The following is a 14,122-nucleotide window of genomic DNA, read 5'->3' as shown; positions in this document are numbered from 1 at the left end:
ACTTGATTCAACTCGACTTTGCCGGCGCTGCGACGGTGCTCAAGCCGGGCTTGCTGCGCCTTTGTGGCCCTTCTCGGCCGTCCCGCCGGCCCCCACCTGCACCTCCAGCCCGAACAGCCGCCCGTAGCGCAGCGCGATGTAGGCGTGCTCGCGCATGAGCATCTCCACCCGGGCGGACTCGCGCCGCCGCAGGGCGTCGACGATGAGCTGGTGCTGCATCTGGGCCAGCTGCAGCTTGAGGTACTCGCGCTCCAGGGCATCGCGGTCGATCACCAGCGAGCCGGCCGAGGCGAAGGGCAGGTGGTCGTTGCGGGCGATGGCATCGGCAATCACCCGCCCGCCGCCAGCCTGCACGATGGCGCGGTGGAAGCGCTCGTTCAGCCGGCTCCAGTGGGCGATGTCGTCGGCCGTCAGGTGGCCCTTGCCGAGCACCGCGGCCCCCTCGGCCAGTGCGCCGTCCAGCTCGGCCAGCACGGCCAGTACAGCCGGTGGGGGCGCCTGCTCGGCCAGGCGGCGCGCGGCCAGGCCCTCCAGCGCACCGCGCACCTCCAGCGCGCAGAGCACGTCCGCCTCGGAGAAGGCGCGCACGGTGTAGCCGCGCTTGCCGGTCTTCTCCAGCAGGCCCTCCTGCTCCAGGGTGCGAAAGGCCAGCCGCACCGGCGTGCGCGACACCCCCAGCGCCGCAGCCACGGGGATCTCGGCCAGCCGCGCGCCGGCGCCGTAGCGCCCGTCGATGATCAGCTTGCGCAGCGTCGCCACCAGCGAGGCCGGGTCGGCAGCGCCGGTAGCGGCCGGCGGGTCAGCTTCGATTGGATCCATTTCAGGGGTCATCAATTGACGATTCTGCCACTCGGTGGCCAAATTGGATCCAATTTCAGATCAACGGAGACATCGATGTTCCCCAAGAACGCCTGGTACGTGGCCTGCACGCCCGACGAGTTTGCCGACCGTCCCCTGGGCCGGCGCATCTGCGGCGAGCGCATGGTGTTCTATCGCAACGGCGCCGGCCAGGTGGCGGCGCTGGAGGACTTCTGCCCGCACCGTGGTGCGCCGCTGTCGCTGGGGCGGGTCTGCGAGGGCGAGCTGACCTGCGGCTACCACGGCCTGGTGATGGGCTGCGACGGGCGCACGGTGTCCATGCCCGGCCAGCGGGTGGAGCGATTTGCCGCGATCCGCAGCTTCCCGGTGGTGGAGCGGCACGGCTTCGTCTGGGTCTGGCCCGGCGAGGCGGCGCGGGCCGACGAGGCAGCGGTGCCCGAGTTCGAGTGGTCCGACAGCCCCGACTGGGCCTACGGCGGCGGGCTGTACCACATCGGCTGCGACTACCGCCTCATGGTCGACAACCTGATGGACCTGACGCACGAGACCTACGTGCACTCGACCAGCATCGGCCAGAAGGAGATCGACGAGACGCCCTGCGAGACGCTGCGCAACGGCGACGAGGTGATCACCCGCCGCTTCATGCACGACATCGGTGCGCCGCCGTTCTGGCAGATGGCCATGCGCATGAACGGCCAGGATCCGTCGCAGAAGGTGGACCGCTGGCAGATCTGCCGCTTCACGCCGCCCAGCCACGTGATGATCGAGGTGGGCGTGGCGCGGGCCGGCCAGGGCGGCTACGACGCCCCGTTGGCGGCGAAGACCTCGGCGACGGTGGTGGACTTCATCACCCCGGAGACCGAGACCACCATGTGGTATTTCTGGGGCATGGCGCGGCGCTTCAAGCCGGGGGATGCCTCGCTGACCACGCAGATCCGCGAGGGCCAGGGCCGCATCTTCTCGGAGGACCGCGAGATGCTGGAGCGCCAGCAGGCCAACCTGCTGACCTGGCCCGAGCGCCGGTTGATGACGCTGAACATCGATGCGGGCGGCGCCCACGCGCGGCGCATCATCGACCGGCTGCTGGCGGCCGAGGCCGCCGAAGTCACGGGCGCGGCGGCGGAGGGCTGATCGCCGGAGCTGCTGCGCGGCGGGCCGCACGGTGGGCCGCCGCAGAACGGCCGGCTGGGGTGGCTCATTCGTTGCGCCGCCACGCCAGGGCGCGACGCTTTTTGGTTTCCGGCCCACCTTGTGGCGTCGATGCGTCGAGTTGTGAACAACTGACGGTCTGAGCGCATGGCGCCCGGCTATCTTGGCAGCATTGCACCTTTGAGCAGGGGTCTTCGCCACGCTGGATGATGGCGGCTGGCCCCTGCAAGCCTGCCTTGACCACCCACGACACCCCCAGCGATCTGCCGCCGTCCGCTCCCCCGGATGCCCCATCGGACATGTCTCCGGATGCAACGCCGGATACCACTGCGGGTGCATCACCCGCGGCCGCCGTGGCGGTGCCTTCCGAGGCGGCCCCGGGCCCAGCGCCGGCAGACGCCACCGCAGTGGCGGGCGCGGTGCCGCCCTCGCCGGAGCGCCCCAAGGCGCCGTTTCGCGCCCGGCGCTGGGTCCTCGGCGCGGTGGGGTTGGGTGTGCTCGGGCTGGCCGGGTGGGCGGCCTGGCATGAGTTCCAGTACTCCTCGGTCCAGGCCCGCGTGGCCAGCGGCATTGCCGGCGAGCTGACTTTCTCGCTTCAGCCCGGGCCGACCACGGCGGTGCGCTACCCCGGCGATGGCCCCTATGACACGCGCTTCGGCTACCACCAGCTGCCAGGCATGATCGAGCGGCTCAAGCAGCAGGGCTACGGCGTGACCGCGCAGGCGCGCATGTCGCCGCGCATGCTGGCCGTCAGCGACCAGGGCCTGTTCCCGATCTACCGGGAGAAGTCCCAGGCGGGCCTCGCCCTGCAGGACTGCCGGGCCCAGCCGATGTACACGCTGCGCACGCCCGAGCGGGTCTACGAGCGCTTCGAGGCCGTGCCGGCGCTGATGCGCGACGCGCTGCTCTTCATCGAGAACCGCGAGCTGCTGGATCCCCAGCGCCCCGCCACGCGCAACCCGGCGGTGGAGTGGGACCGCTTCGGCAAGGCGGTGGTGGACCAGGCGGTGCGGCGCGTCATCGACGACCACTCCGCGGGCGGCGGCAGCACGCTGGCCACGCAGATCGAGAAGTACCGCCACTCGCCCGACGGCCGCACCGACTCGGCGGCCGAGAAGTTGCGCCAGATGGCCAGCGCCACGCTGCGCGCCTACAGCCGCGGCGAGGACACCACGCCGCGCCGGCGCGAGATCGTGCTCGACTACCTCAACACCGTGCCGCTGGCCGCGCGGGCCGGCTTCGGCGAGGTCAACGGCATCGGCGACGGGCTGTGGGCCTGGTTCGGCCGCGACTTCGACGAGGTCAACCGCCTGCTCGCCTCGGGGGCCACGGGCGGAACCCCGGCCAACGACCCGGAGCTGGCCGAGCGGGCCCTGGCCTTCAAGCAGGTGCTGGGGCTCGTGGTGGCACAGCGCCGTCCGTCCTATTACCTGCTCGATGGCGTGGCCGACCTGGGCGAGCTGGTCAACGCCCACCTGCGGCTGATGGCGTCCAGCGGGTTGATCACCCCCGCGCTGCGGGACTCCGCGCTGATGCAGCCGTTGCAGATGCGCACCCAGGCGCCGGCGCGCACGCCGGTGTCCTTCGTCGAACGCAAGGCCACCAACGCCACGCGCACCAAGCTGTCGGCCCTGCTGGACGTGCCGCGCGCCTACGACCTGGACCGCTTCGACCTCACCGCCACCAGCTCGCTGGACAGCGGCATCCAGCGCACCGCCACCGAGCTGCTGCGCAGCCTGTCGACCAAGGAGGGTGCGCGCGCGGCCGGGCTGGTGGGCTTCCGCCTGCTGGGCGAGGCGGACGACCCCGCGCCGCTGGTGTTCAGCTTCACGCTGTTCGAGCGCACCCCGGGCGCCAACCTGGTGCGGGTGCAGACCGACAGCGTCGACCAGCCCTTCGACCTCAACGAGGGCGCCCGCCTCGACCTGGGCTCCACCTCCAAGCTGCGCACCCTGGTGACCTACCTGGAGCTGATCGCCGAGCTGCACCGGCGCTGGGAGCCGCTGGCGCCCGAGCAGCTCCGCGCCGAGCCGATCTACGCCCGGGACGTGCTGGGCCTGTGGGCGCGCGAGCACCTGCTGCAGGCCAAGGACCGCAGCCTGCCGGCGATGCTGGAAGCGGCGATGGACCGCAAGTATTCCGCCAGCCCCTACGAGGGCTTCTTCACCGGTGGCGGGCTGCACACCTTCGAGAACTTCGAGCCCGAGGACAACGGCCGCATCATGAACCTGCGCGAGGCGCTGCGCCGGTCGGTCAACCTGCCCTTCATCCGCCTGATGCGCGATGTGGTGCACCACTTCATGTACCGCCAGGCGGGTGCCAACATCACCTGGCTGGACAACCCCGACGACCCGCGCCGCCAGGAGTACCTGGCCCGCTTCGCCGACAAGGAAGGGCGCGAGTTCCTGGCGCGCTTCCATGCCCGCTACCAGGGCCGGACTGCCGAGGAGGCGGTGGCGCTGCTGATGGAGCGCGTGCGTCCGACCCAGGCCAAGCTGGCGGCGGTGTTCCTGACCTTCGAGCCGCAGGCCACGCCGGCGCAGCTGCAGGCCTTCCTCGATGCCTACACGCCCAAGCCGGTGCCCGGTCAACCCGCGCCACGCTACAAGCCGCGCACGCCCGAGTCGCTGATCGCCCAGTACGCCCCGGCGGTGATGAACCTGGACGACCGCGGCTACGTCAGCGGCATCCACCCGTTGGAGCTCTGGCTGGTGGGCCAGCTGCGCCGGCAGCCGAAGGCCAGCCTCAGCGAGCTGGTCGCGGCCAGCAAGGACGTGCGCCAGGAGGTCTACACCTGGCTGTTCAAGACCCGCCACAAGGGGGCGCAGGACATGCGCATCCGCAGCCTGCTGGAGCAGGAGGGTTTCCAGGAAATCCAGCGGCGCTGGAAGCGCGTGGGCTATCCCTTCGATGCCCTCACGCCGTCCTACGCCAGCGCGCTGGGCGCCTCGGGCGACCGGCCGGCCGCGCTGGCCGAGCTGATGGGCATCATCGTCAACGAGGGCGTGCGCCTGCCGGTGGCACGCGTCACCCGCCTGCACTTCGCCCAGGGCACGCCCTACGAGACCCGGCTGGACCTGCGCCCCGCTGCCGGTGAGCGGGTGCTGCCGGCCGAGGTGACGAAGGTGGTGCGCAGGGCGCTGGTCGACGTGGTGGACAACGGCACCGCGGCCCGCCTGCGCGGGGCGTTGAAGCTGCCGGACGGCAGCGCCGTGCCCATCGGCGGCAAGACCGGCACCGGCGATCACCGCTTCGACGTGCATGGCCGTGGCGGCGTGCTGATCTCCTCGCGGGTGGTCAACCGCACCGCCACCCTGGCCTTCCTGATCGGTGACCGCTACTTCGGCACCATGATGGCCTACGTGCACGAGCCGCATGCGGCGCGCTACAAGTTCACCAGCGCGATGCCCTCGCAGCTGCTCAAGGCCCTGGTGCCAGCCCTGCAGCCCATGCTGGCGCAGGGGCCCTGCGGCGCAGCGTCGCTGCCGGTGCAGCTCACGAGCCTGCCCTGAGTCACCGGCGCAGGCGGGGCGGCAAGGGCGGCAGCGCTGCTCCACGGGTGTGAGCAGGTAGGTCACCACGTAGGTGACCACGTAGGATGGGCGCCCTGCCAAGGAGAGTCTGTCCATGTCGACGCGTCCCTCGTCCGGCGAAGCCCGCCCGTTCTGCCCGTTTTTCCCATCCCACCCGCCCCGTCGTGCCCGGCTGGCAGCACGGCAGGCACCACGGCTGATGCTGGCCTGCCTGGTCCTGTTCGGATCGCTGGGCGGGCTGACCGCGTGCACGCCTCCCGAGGCGCATGTCCGCGTGGATGTCCGCATCGCGGCCCAGGGCCAGTGCGAGGTCGAGGGGACGCGCCTGGCCTGCGATCAGGCTGGGCCGGCGATGGTGGCCCGGCACCCCGGGCAGGCGATCGCCGCGGTGATCCTGAGCGGCCCGGATGCCGACCCCGCCGGCAAGCAGGCCGTGCTGACGGGGCTGGGCCGGGCGCACATCTCGCACATCCAGTTCGGTGACCCGGCGGCGATGTCATTCGAGCCAGCGCCGCGAGGGATCGTGCGCTGACCTCCTACGGCCTGCGCCATGCCTGACGCTGTATTGCTGGAGCCGCCTGCCAGTCTGACGCGGTGCCTGCACGGGCAGCGACGGTGGCCTCGCCGACCAAGACCGGCCGCTGTCGCAGGCGGGTCGGCGTCGGCTTGTAGGGTGGGGCGGGTATCCTGGGAGGATTTCCCGGTGCCATTCTTGACGATGGTCAAGACCATGACGCCGTCGGTTACCGACAATCCCGCCACTTGAGCAATTTGCTCGGGTATTGATGGAGACCCCCGATGGAAGCGAGGAGCTTCGACCTGCCGCGGTACCTCTCGGTGCTGCCGCTGTTCCAGGAGATGACGCCGGTCGAGCTGCAACGCCTCGCTCAGGGCTGCCGCGTGCGGCGGCTGGCCCGTGGAGACAACGTGTTCCGGGTCGGGGAGACCTGCGAGGAGTTCCACGTCACGGTGATGGGACAGGTCAAGCTGTTTGCTATCTCGCCGGCCGGGCAGGAGAAGGTGATCGAGCTGATCGGCCCGGGGCAGAGCTTTGCCGAGGCGCTGATGTTCTCGGACAAGCCCTACATCATCAATGCGCAGGCGCTGACCGACACGCTGCTGCTCAGCGTCGGCAAGCCGGCGGTGGTCACCGAGATCGAGCACGATCCACGCTTCGCATTGCGCATGATGGCAGGCATGGCGCGCCGCCTGCACGGGCTGGTGCACGACGTGCAGGCCTATGCGCTGCACAGCGGCATGCAGCGGGTGATCGGCTACCTGCTGCGTGACATGCCCGGCGAGCTGGAGGGGGCCGCGACGGCCTTCGATGTCGCGGACGATCAGGCCGACTGCTACCCGGGCTGCCCCAAGCAGTGCGGCAGCTGCGCCATCGGTGCGGCGCGCGCTGACGATGCCGGCGCGTCGCGCTCGGCCCGCGAGCTGCGCGTGTCGCTGCCGGTCAGCAAGGCGACCATCGCGTCGCGGCTGTCGCTGACACCGGAGTACTTCTCCCGCGTCCTGCACGAGCTGGAGGGGGCCGGGCTGATCGAGATCGACAAGCGCGACATCCGCATCCCCGACCCCGGGCGGCTGGCCCGCTACCAGACGCAGTGAGGCGGGTGTGACGAATCCCGGGGCGACGTCCGGCCGAGGGCAGGGCGGGCCGGCCGCGTTGTTGACGGTGGTGAAGCTGGTCGGCGAGCGCCAGGGCCTGCGCCTGTGGGGGCCGCTGGGCTTCGAGCTGATGCCCGGCCGGGCGGTGCACGTGCAGGGCCCGAACGGCTGCGGCAAGACCACGCTGCTGCGCACGCTGGCCGGCCTGCGTCGCCCGGCGCTGGGCGAGGTGTGCCTGCCGGGGCCCTGCTGGTTCATCGGCCACGCCACGCCGCTGGCCGAGGACCTGGGTGCCTTCGCCAACCTGCGCCTGTGGCTGGACCTGGCCGGTGCGGCGGCGGTGGCCGATGCCGAGCTGCACGGCTGGCTGCAGCACTGGTCGCTGCCCGCTGAGCGGCCGGTGCGCCAGCTCTCCGCCGGGCAGCGTCGCAAGCTCGCGCTGGCGCCGCTCACGCTGGCGCCGCGGTCGCTGTGGCTGCTCGACGAGCCCTTCGACGCGCTCGACCACGCCGGCTGCGCCTGGCTGGCCCAGGCCGCGGCGGCGCACCTGGCCGGTGGCGGCGCGCTGCTGCTGAGCTCGCACCAGGCGCTGCCGACAGGCTTCCCGCCCTGCGACGCCTGGTGGCTCGGGGCGCGTGGCGCCCGCAAGGCGGCCCCGGCCGTGGCGGAGGCGGCATGAGCGGCGAGGTCAGCCTGAGCGTGGCTGCTGGCAGCGTGCGCTCGTCGGTCGAATCAGCCCCCGCCATCCCCGCTCCCGCCTGGGCGCCGACGCTGCGCGCCGTGGCACGCCGGGAGTGGCTCACCGCCGTGCGCCGCCCGGGTGACCTGCTCTGGCATGCCGGCTTCTTCGTGATGGTGGCGGCGCTGTTCCCGCTGTCGCTGCGGCCTGACCCCGCCACGCTGCTGCTGCTCGGCCCGGGCGTGCTCTGGGTGGCGGCGCTGCTGGCGGTGCTGCTGGCCACCGGCCGGCTGTTTCACGACGACCTCAAGAGCGGCTGGCTGGACCAGTGCGTGCTCGCCTCCGCCGCGGCCGGGGTGCCGCTGGCGCTGATCGTCGCCGCGCGCATGGCGGTGCAGTGGCTGCTCGCGGCCGGCCCGGTGCTGGCGGTGGCGCCGCTGGTGGCGCTGCAGTTCGGCCTCAATGCCGCCGCGCTGGGCGTGCTGCTGGCGGGGCTGGCGCTGGGCACCGCGGTGCTGGTGGCGCTGGCCAGCGTGGCCGCCGCCCTGGCTGCCGGCCTGCGCGGCGCGGCGCTGCTGACGATGCTGATGGTGCTGCCGATGGCCGCGCCGGTGATGGTCTTCGGGGCCCTGGCGGTGCATGCCGCGCAGGGCGGCGCCCCGGCCGGCGCCGAGCTGTCGCTGCTGGGGGCCATGCTGGCCGCCGCTGCCCTGGTCTGCCCGGTGCTGGGTGCGCTGGCGCTGCGCAGCGCCACCGAGGCCTGACCCGCCTGATCCGCCGGCCCCCCTGCTGACTGCACGAAACGGCCCTCCCACAAGGTTCCTGCGATGTTTTCCCGCCTGATCTTCTACTTCGCCAGCCCGATGCGCCTGCACGCGCTGGCCGCGCGTCTGGTGCGCCCGCTGCTGTGGCTGGCACTGGCGCTGGCGCTGCCCGGGCTGTGGCTGGCGCTGGTGGTCACTCCGGCCGATGCGGTGCAGGGCGAGGGCTACCGGCTGCTCTACGTGCACGTGCCCGCGGCGTGGATGAGCATGTTCGTCTACCTGCTGATGGCCTTCTGGAGCTTCGTCGGGCTGGTGTGGCACACCCGTGCCTCGGCGATGCTGGCGCATGCGCTGGCACCCACCGGCGCGGTGTTCGCGCTGCTCAGCCTGATCACCGGTGCCTTCTGGGGCCAGCCGATGTGGGGCACCTGGTGGGTCTGGGATGCGCGCCTGAGCTCGTCGCTGCTGCTGTTCTTCCTCTACCTGGGCTACCTCGCGCTGCTGCGCGCCAACGAGGACAGCGCCCGGGCCGACCGCGCCTGCGCCGTGCTGGCGCTGCTGGGCGCGGTGAACCTGCCGGTGATCTACTTCTCGGTGCGGTGGTGGAACACCCTGCACCAGGGCGCCAGCCTGTCGCCCGGCAAGGCCAGCATGGCCCCCGAGATGCTCACCGCGCTGCTGCTCATGATCGGCGCAGCCTGGGCCTACACCGCGGCCACCGCCTTCAAGCGGGTGCAGCTCATCATTGCCGAGCGCGAGGCGCAGGCGCGCTGGCTGCAGCAGTTGCAGGACGACATGAATCAATCCGATGACGGTGGCCCCGAGCTGTCCGCCGCCGACCTGGAGGCCTCCCGTGCCTGACGCGTTTTCTTCCTTCCTGACACCCTGGTGGCCCGATGTGGCCTCCTTCCTGCGTATGGGCCGGCATGGCCTTTACGTCTGGCCGACGCTGGGCATCTGCGCCGTGGCGCTGGCTGGCGAGTGGCTGCTGCTCCAGCAGCGCGAGCGCCGCCTGAAGGCGAACGGCGGGCGCGGCGCCGGGGAGCACCTGCGATGAACACGCCTGCCGTGAAGCCCCCTCCGCCCCCTTCGCCCCCATCGCCTCGTTCGGCCTGGACGCCGCGCCGGCGCCGGCTCGTGATGCTGCTGGCCATCGGGGTCCTGATCGCGGTGGCGGCCACCCTGGTGCTCAACGCCTTCCGCAGCAACCTGGTTTTCTTCGTCACGCCCACCCAGGTGGCGGCCGGCGAGGTGCAGGGCCGCGACGCGCTGCGCGTGGGCGGGCTGGTGCAGCTCGATTCGATCCGGCGTGAACCCGGCAGCCTGCGCGTGAACTTTGTGCTGACCGACAACGCTCACAACGTGCCGGTGGTCTACGACGGCGTGCTGCCCGACCTCTTCTCCGCCGGCAAGGGCGCGATCGCCCAGGGCCGCCTGGACGCCTCCGGCCGCCTGGTGGCCACCGAGGTGCTCGCCAAGCACGACGAGAACTACATGCCGCCCGAGGTGCATGACGCCGTCAAGAAGGGCACGGCGCAGGCCGCGGCCGCCTCGGCCGCGGCGCTGGCGGCTACGGCGTCCGCCGCGGGGGCCAAGCCATGACGGGGGAAATCGGTCATCTGCTGCTGATGCTCGCGCTGCTGGCAGCGCTGGTGCAGACCTGGGCCGGCCTGGGCCCGACGGTGCAGCCGCGCCTGGGCGCCGCCGCGGTGCGCTGGCAGCTGGCCGGCGTGGGCGGGGCGATGCTGGCGCTGGCCTGGGCCTTCGTGCAGCACGACTTCAGCCTGGTCTACGTGGTGCAGCACAGCCACTCGACGCTCCCGCTGGCCTATTGCGTCGCCGCGGTCTGGGGCGGGCATGAGGGCTCGATGCTGCTCTGGGCCTTCGTGCTCGCGCTATGGAGCGCTGCGGCGCTGTGGGGCCTGGGCCGGCAGGACCGCGCCTACGCCGCGCGCGTGCTGGGCATGCTCGGCCTGGTGGCGGTGGCGATGCTGAGCTTCGTGCTCTTCACTTCCAACCCCTTCATCCGCCTGCTGCCCGGTGCCGCCGAGGGGCAGAGCCTGAACCCGCTGCTGCAGGACCCGGGCCTGGTGATGCACCCGCCGCTGCTCTACATGGGCTACGTCGGCACTGCGGTGCCCTTCGCGATGACGCTGGCAGCGCTCTGGGCGCCGGCCTCGCCGCAGGCGGCACGCCACTGGGTGCGCTGGGCGCGGCCCTACACCGCGGCGGCGCTGGCCTTCCTCTCGCTGGGCATCGCGCTGGGGTCCTGGTGGGCCTACTACGAGCTGGGCTGGGGCGGCTGGTGGTTCTGGGATCCGGTCGAGAACGCCTCGCTGATGCCCTGGCTGGCGCTGGCCGCGCTGCTGCACGCGCTGGCCGTGCGCGAGCAGCGCCAGCGCTTCGTGCACTGGAGCGCCTGGCTGGCGATCGGCGCCTTCGTGCTTTCGCTGCTGGGGACCTTCCTGGTGCGCTCGGGCGTGCTGACCTCGGTGCACGCCTTCGCGTCGGATCCGCGGCGTGGCAGCTTCATGCTGGCGATGATCGCCGTCACTCTGCTGGGCAGCCTGGCGCTGTACGCCCAGCGCAGCGAGCGCCTGATCGACCGTGAACCGGCTCAGGCGCCGGCCGCGCTGCTGTCGCGCGACACCGCGCTGGCGGTCAACAACCTGCTGCTGGTGGTGGCCTGCGCCAGCGTGCTGCTGGGCACGCTCTACCCGTTGGCGATGGACGCGCTCAACCTGGGCAAGATCTCGGTGGGCCCGCCCTACTTCGACGCGGTGATGGCGCCGCTGCTGCTGCCGATGGCCGCGCTGCTGCTGGTGGCCGCCTGGCTGCGCTGGAGCAGCGACGGCCCGGGCCTGCTGCGCCGGCTTGTGCCCACGCTGCTGGCCCTCGGCCTCGGGGCGGTGGCGCTGCCCTGGGCACTGTCGGCGGTCTACGGCGTGGTGCACCCGCTGGTGCTGGCCGCGCTGCTGCTGGCGCTGGGCGTGGCGGTGTCGACGCTGCACTGGGCCGGGCAAAGGCTGCGCAACGGCCGCTGGGCGGACTTCGGCGCCGGCCCGGCCGGCATGGTCGCGGCGCACCTGGGGGTGGCGGTCTTCGTGGTCGGCGTGGCGATGGTCAAGGGCTACGGCGTCGAGCGCGACGTGCGCATGGCGCCGGGCGACAGCCACCCGTTGGCGGGCTGCACGCTGCGCTTCGAGCGCATGGCCGCACGCCAGGGCCCCAACTACGAGTCGAAGGCCGGCGAATTCAGCCTGGCCTGCCCCGGCGCGGCCCCGCTCGCGCTGCTGAGCGAGAAGCGCGCCTACGTCGGCTCGGGCATGCCGATGACCGAATCGGCCATCTCGCCGGGCCTGACGCGCGACCTCTACGTCGCGCTGGGCGAGGCGATCGGCCCGGGTGAGCAGGGCGCATGGAGCGTGCGGGTGCAGTACAAGCCCTTCATGCGCTGGGTCTGGGGCGGCGTGCTGCTGATGGCCATCGGCAGCTTCTGGGCCGCTGCGGCGCGGCGCTACCGGCGTGTGCGCCAACCGGCCGATGCCGCGGCAGACGTTGCCGTTGACGTTACGGCGGGCGGTGCCCCGGCCGCGGCCTTCCAACCCGTTCCGGAGCCTTCGGCATGAGCGAAGTGAGTGGTTCCTCTCCTGTGGCGGGGGCATCGCCCAAGGGCCGCCCGCGCTGGGGCCTGTGGGCCGCGCTGGCGGCGGTGGTGGCCCTGCTGGGCCTGCTGGCCGCGGGCATGGGGCGCGACCCGCGCGAGCTGCCCTCGGTGCTGATCGGCAAGCCCTGGCCCGCGCTGGCGCTGCCGCAGCTGAACGACCCCACGCCCATCGGCGCGCCGCAGTGGACCGGCAAGCCGCGCCTGATCAACCTCTGGGCCTCCTGGTGTGCCACCTGCGTGGAGGAGCACCCGGCCCTGCTGGCGCTGGCCGCGCAGCTGCGTGCCCAGGGCCGCAGCGACCAGCTCATCGGCCTGAACTACAAGGACAAGGCCGGCGACGCCCAGGCCTGGCTGGCCCGGCATGGCAACCCGTTCAGCACCTCGCTGGTCGATGCCGATGGCCGGCTGGCCATCGAGCTGGGGGTCTACGGCGCGCCCGAGACCTTCGTGATCGACGCGCGTGGCGTGATCGTGCACAAGCACATCGGCGCGCTGACGCCCGAAGTCATCCGCGATCGCATCCTGCCGCTGCTGGACGGCAAGCCGGCGGCGAAGGAGGGCGCATGAGGCCGTCCCTGTCCCGGCTGGTGGCCATCGCCGCCCTGCTGCTGTCCAACGCGGGCTGGGCGGTGGTGCCTGCGCCGATGCCGGCGTCCGGTTCTACTTCGGTTTCTGCTTCGGTTTCAGCCTCGGCCGCAGCGGTGGCAGGCGAAGTGGACGCCGACCGCTTCATGGCGCTGACCAGCGAGCTGCGTTGCCTGGTCTGCCAGAACGAGTCGCTGGCCGACTCGCACGCGCCGCTGGCGATGGACCTCAAGCGCGAGATCCAGGCGCGCATGGCCGCCGGTGACAGCAATGCGCAGATCCTCGACTTTCTGGTACAGCGCTACGGCGACTTCGTCACCTACCGCCCGCCCGTCAACGCTCGCACCGGGCTGCTCTGGCTCGGGCCGGCGCTGCTGCTGGCCATCGGCGCGGTGGTGGTCTGGCGCCAGACCCGCCGCACGCGGGGCGGTGAGGACAGCCCTTCGAGGTCGACATCATGAGCAGCAGCGCTTTCCTGCAGGGCTGGTTCTGGCCCTTCGCCGCCACCGCCCTGGTGCTGGTGGCCCTGTTCACCTTCAGCCTGGCCCGCGCCGCACGGGCCACCCCGGCCGCTGGCGGGGGCGCGGAGGCGGGGGGCGGCGCACCGCGCGGCCAGGCCTTTGCCTTCGCGGTGGGGCTGCCGCTGCTGGCGCTGGCGCTCTATGCCGCGCTCGGCCAGCCGCGCGCGCTCAACCCAGCCGAGCGCGAGACCGGCTCGGTGGCCCAGGTCGAGAGCATGGTCGAGCGCCTCGCCGAGCGCCTCCAGCGCGACCCCGGCGACGTCAAGGGCTGGCTGATGCTGGCGCATTCCTACAAGGTGATGGGCCGGGCCGCCGAGTCGGCCGAGGCCTACGAGCAGGCCGACCGGGCCGCACCCGACACGGGGGCGCCGGCCGCAGCGGTGGCGGCCGCCTCGGTCGCTGGGCCGGCCGGGCTGATCGCCGCCGGCCAGCCCTGGCAGCGTGACCCCAACCGGCTGGTCGACTGGATCGAGGTGCGCATGCTGGCGGCCGACGATCACTTCGATGCGCGCAGCCTGCAGCTGCTGCGCCGCGCGCAGGCGCTGGCGCCGCAGCACCCGGGCGTGCTGATGCTGTCCGGCCTGGCTGCGCTGGACCGGCATGACTTTGCGGCGGCGCGGGCTGCCTTCACCGCGCTGCGTGACCAGTCCGATCCGGGCTCCGAGGACCGCGCCACGCTGGACGAGGCACTGGCCAAGCTGGCGCAGGGCGTGGACCCGCGCCGCGCCGCCGCGCCCGCCGAACCCGCCACCGCGGCCAGCGGGCGCTGAGGCGCGCGGGCGCACAGACTG

At 72.4% G+C, this 14,122-nt stretch carries 14 protein-coding genes; 13 read left to right on the top strand and 1 reads right to left on the bottom strand.

The genetic code is table 11. The features are described from left to right. Positions 1–39: 39 nt before the first annotated feature. Entirely contained in the window at positions 40–819 is a 780-nt protein-coding gene (locus NGK70_RS23680) for a GntR family transcriptional regulator (RefSeq protein WP_251970904.1), read from the bottom strand. A gap of 75 nt (positions 820–894) precedes the next feature. On the opposite strand from NGK70_RS23680, the gene NGK70_RS23675 reads away from it, so the two are divergent. The 13 genes from NGK70_RS23675 to NGK70_RS23615 all read left to right on the top strand — a co-directional run bounded on the left by NGK70_RS23675 (position 895) and on the right by NGK70_RS23615 (position 14,101). Then, positions 895–1,950: an aromatic ring-hydroxylating oxygenase subunit alpha gene (locus tag NGK70_RS23675; protein ID WP_251970903.1), complete on the top strand. Its 1,056-nt coding sequence runs from the start codon at positions 895–897 to the stop codon at positions 1,948–1,950. A gap of 317 nt (positions 1,951–2,267) precedes the next feature. Next, the gene (locus NGK70_RS23670) at positions 2,268–5,480 is read left to right on the top strand and encodes a transglycosylase domain-containing protein (protein WP_251970902.1); all 3,213 of its coding nucleotides are present in this window, start codon (positions 2,268–2,270) and stop codon (positions 5,478–5,480) included. A 115-nt stretch (positions 5,481–5,595) separates the two neighbouring features. Next, a complete protein-coding gene (locus NGK70_RS23665) occupies positions 5,596–6,033 on the top strand; it encodes a hypothetical protein (RefSeq protein ID WP_251970901.1) in 438 nt (145 codons plus the stop codon). Positions 6,034–6,299: 266 nt separating this feature from the next. After that, entirely contained in the window at positions 6,300–7,115 is an 816-nt protein-coding gene (locus tag NGK70_RS23660) for a Crp/Fnr family transcriptional regulator (RefSeq protein ID WP_251970900.1), read from the top strand. Positions 7,116–7,122: 7 nt separating this feature from the next. Then, positions 7,123–7,794 carry a heme ABC exporter ATP-binding protein CcmA gene (ccmA, locus tag NGK70_RS23655; protein WP_251970899.1) on the top strand — a complete coding sequence of 224 codons (672 nt, stop codon included), beginning with the start codon at positions 7,123–7,125 and terminating at the stop codon, positions 7,792–7,794. Next, positions 7,791–8,558: a heme exporter protein CcmB gene (locus NGK70_RS23650; protein WP_251970898.1), complete on the top strand. Its 768-nt coding sequence runs from the start codon at positions 7,791–7,793 to the stop codon at positions 8,556–8,558. The genes ccmA and NGK70_RS23650 overlap by 4 nt, the downstream gene beginning before the upstream one ends. A gap of 63 nt (positions 8,559–8,621) precedes the next feature. Next, positions 8,622–9,419, top strand: coding sequence for a heme ABC transporter permease CcmC (gene ccmC, locus NGK70_RS23645; RefSeq protein ID WP_251970897.1), 798 nt, complete (start codon positions 8,622–8,624; stop codon positions 9,417–9,419). After that, positions 9,412–9,615 carry a heme exporter protein CcmD gene (ccmD, locus tag NGK70_RS23640; protein WP_251970896.1) on the top strand — a complete coding sequence of 68 codons (204 nt, stop codon included), beginning with the start codon at positions 9,412–9,414 and terminating at the stop codon, positions 9,613–9,615. The genes ccmC and ccmD overlap by 8 nt, the downstream gene beginning before the upstream one ends. Further along, positions 9,612–10,160 carry a cytochrome c maturation protein CcmE gene (gene ccmE / locus NGK70_RS23635; RefSeq protein WP_256490709.1) on the top strand — a complete coding sequence of 183 codons (549 nt, stop codon included), beginning with the start codon at positions 9,612–9,614 and terminating at the stop codon, positions 10,158–10,160. The genes ccmD and ccmE overlap by 4 nt, the downstream gene beginning before the upstream one ends. Next, positions 10,157–12,187 carry a heme lyase CcmF/NrfE family subunit gene (locus NGK70_RS23630; protein ID WP_251970895.1) on the top strand — a complete coding sequence of 677 codons (2,031 nt, stop codon included), beginning with the start codon at positions 10,157–10,159 and terminating at the stop codon, positions 12,185–12,187. The genes ccmE and NGK70_RS23630 overlap by 4 nt, the downstream gene beginning before the upstream one ends. Beyond that, entirely contained in the window at positions 12,184–12,792 is a 609-nt protein-coding gene (locus NGK70_RS23625) for a DsbE family thiol:disulfide interchange protein (protein ID WP_251970894.1), read from the top strand. Before NGK70_RS23630 ends, NGK70_RS23625 begins: the two co-directional genes overlap by 4 nt. After that, positions 12,789–13,271, top strand: coding sequence for a cytochrome c-type biogenesis protein (locus NGK70_RS23620; protein WP_251970893.1), 483 nt, complete (start codon positions 12,789–12,791; stop codon positions 13,269–13,271). The genes NGK70_RS23625 and NGK70_RS23620 overlap by 4 nt, the downstream gene beginning before the upstream one ends. Then, positions 13,268–14,101 (top strand): tetratricopeptide repeat protein, encoded by an 834-nt coding sequence (locus NGK70_RS23615; protein ID WP_251970892.1) that lies wholly within the window; start codon positions 13,268–13,270, stop codon positions 14,099–14,101. Before NGK70_RS23620 ends, NGK70_RS23615 begins: the two co-directional genes overlap by 4 nt. Positions 14,102–14,122: the final 21 nt, after the last annotated feature.

The organism is Sphaerotilus microaerophilus (assembly GCF_023734135.1).
In the GTDB taxonomy this organism is placed as follows: Bacteria; Pseudomonadota; Gammaproteobacteria; order Burkholderiales; family Burkholderiaceae_C; genus Sphaerotilus; species Sphaerotilus microaerophilus.
This window is presented reverse-complemented; position numbering and strand designations above follow the sequence as displayed.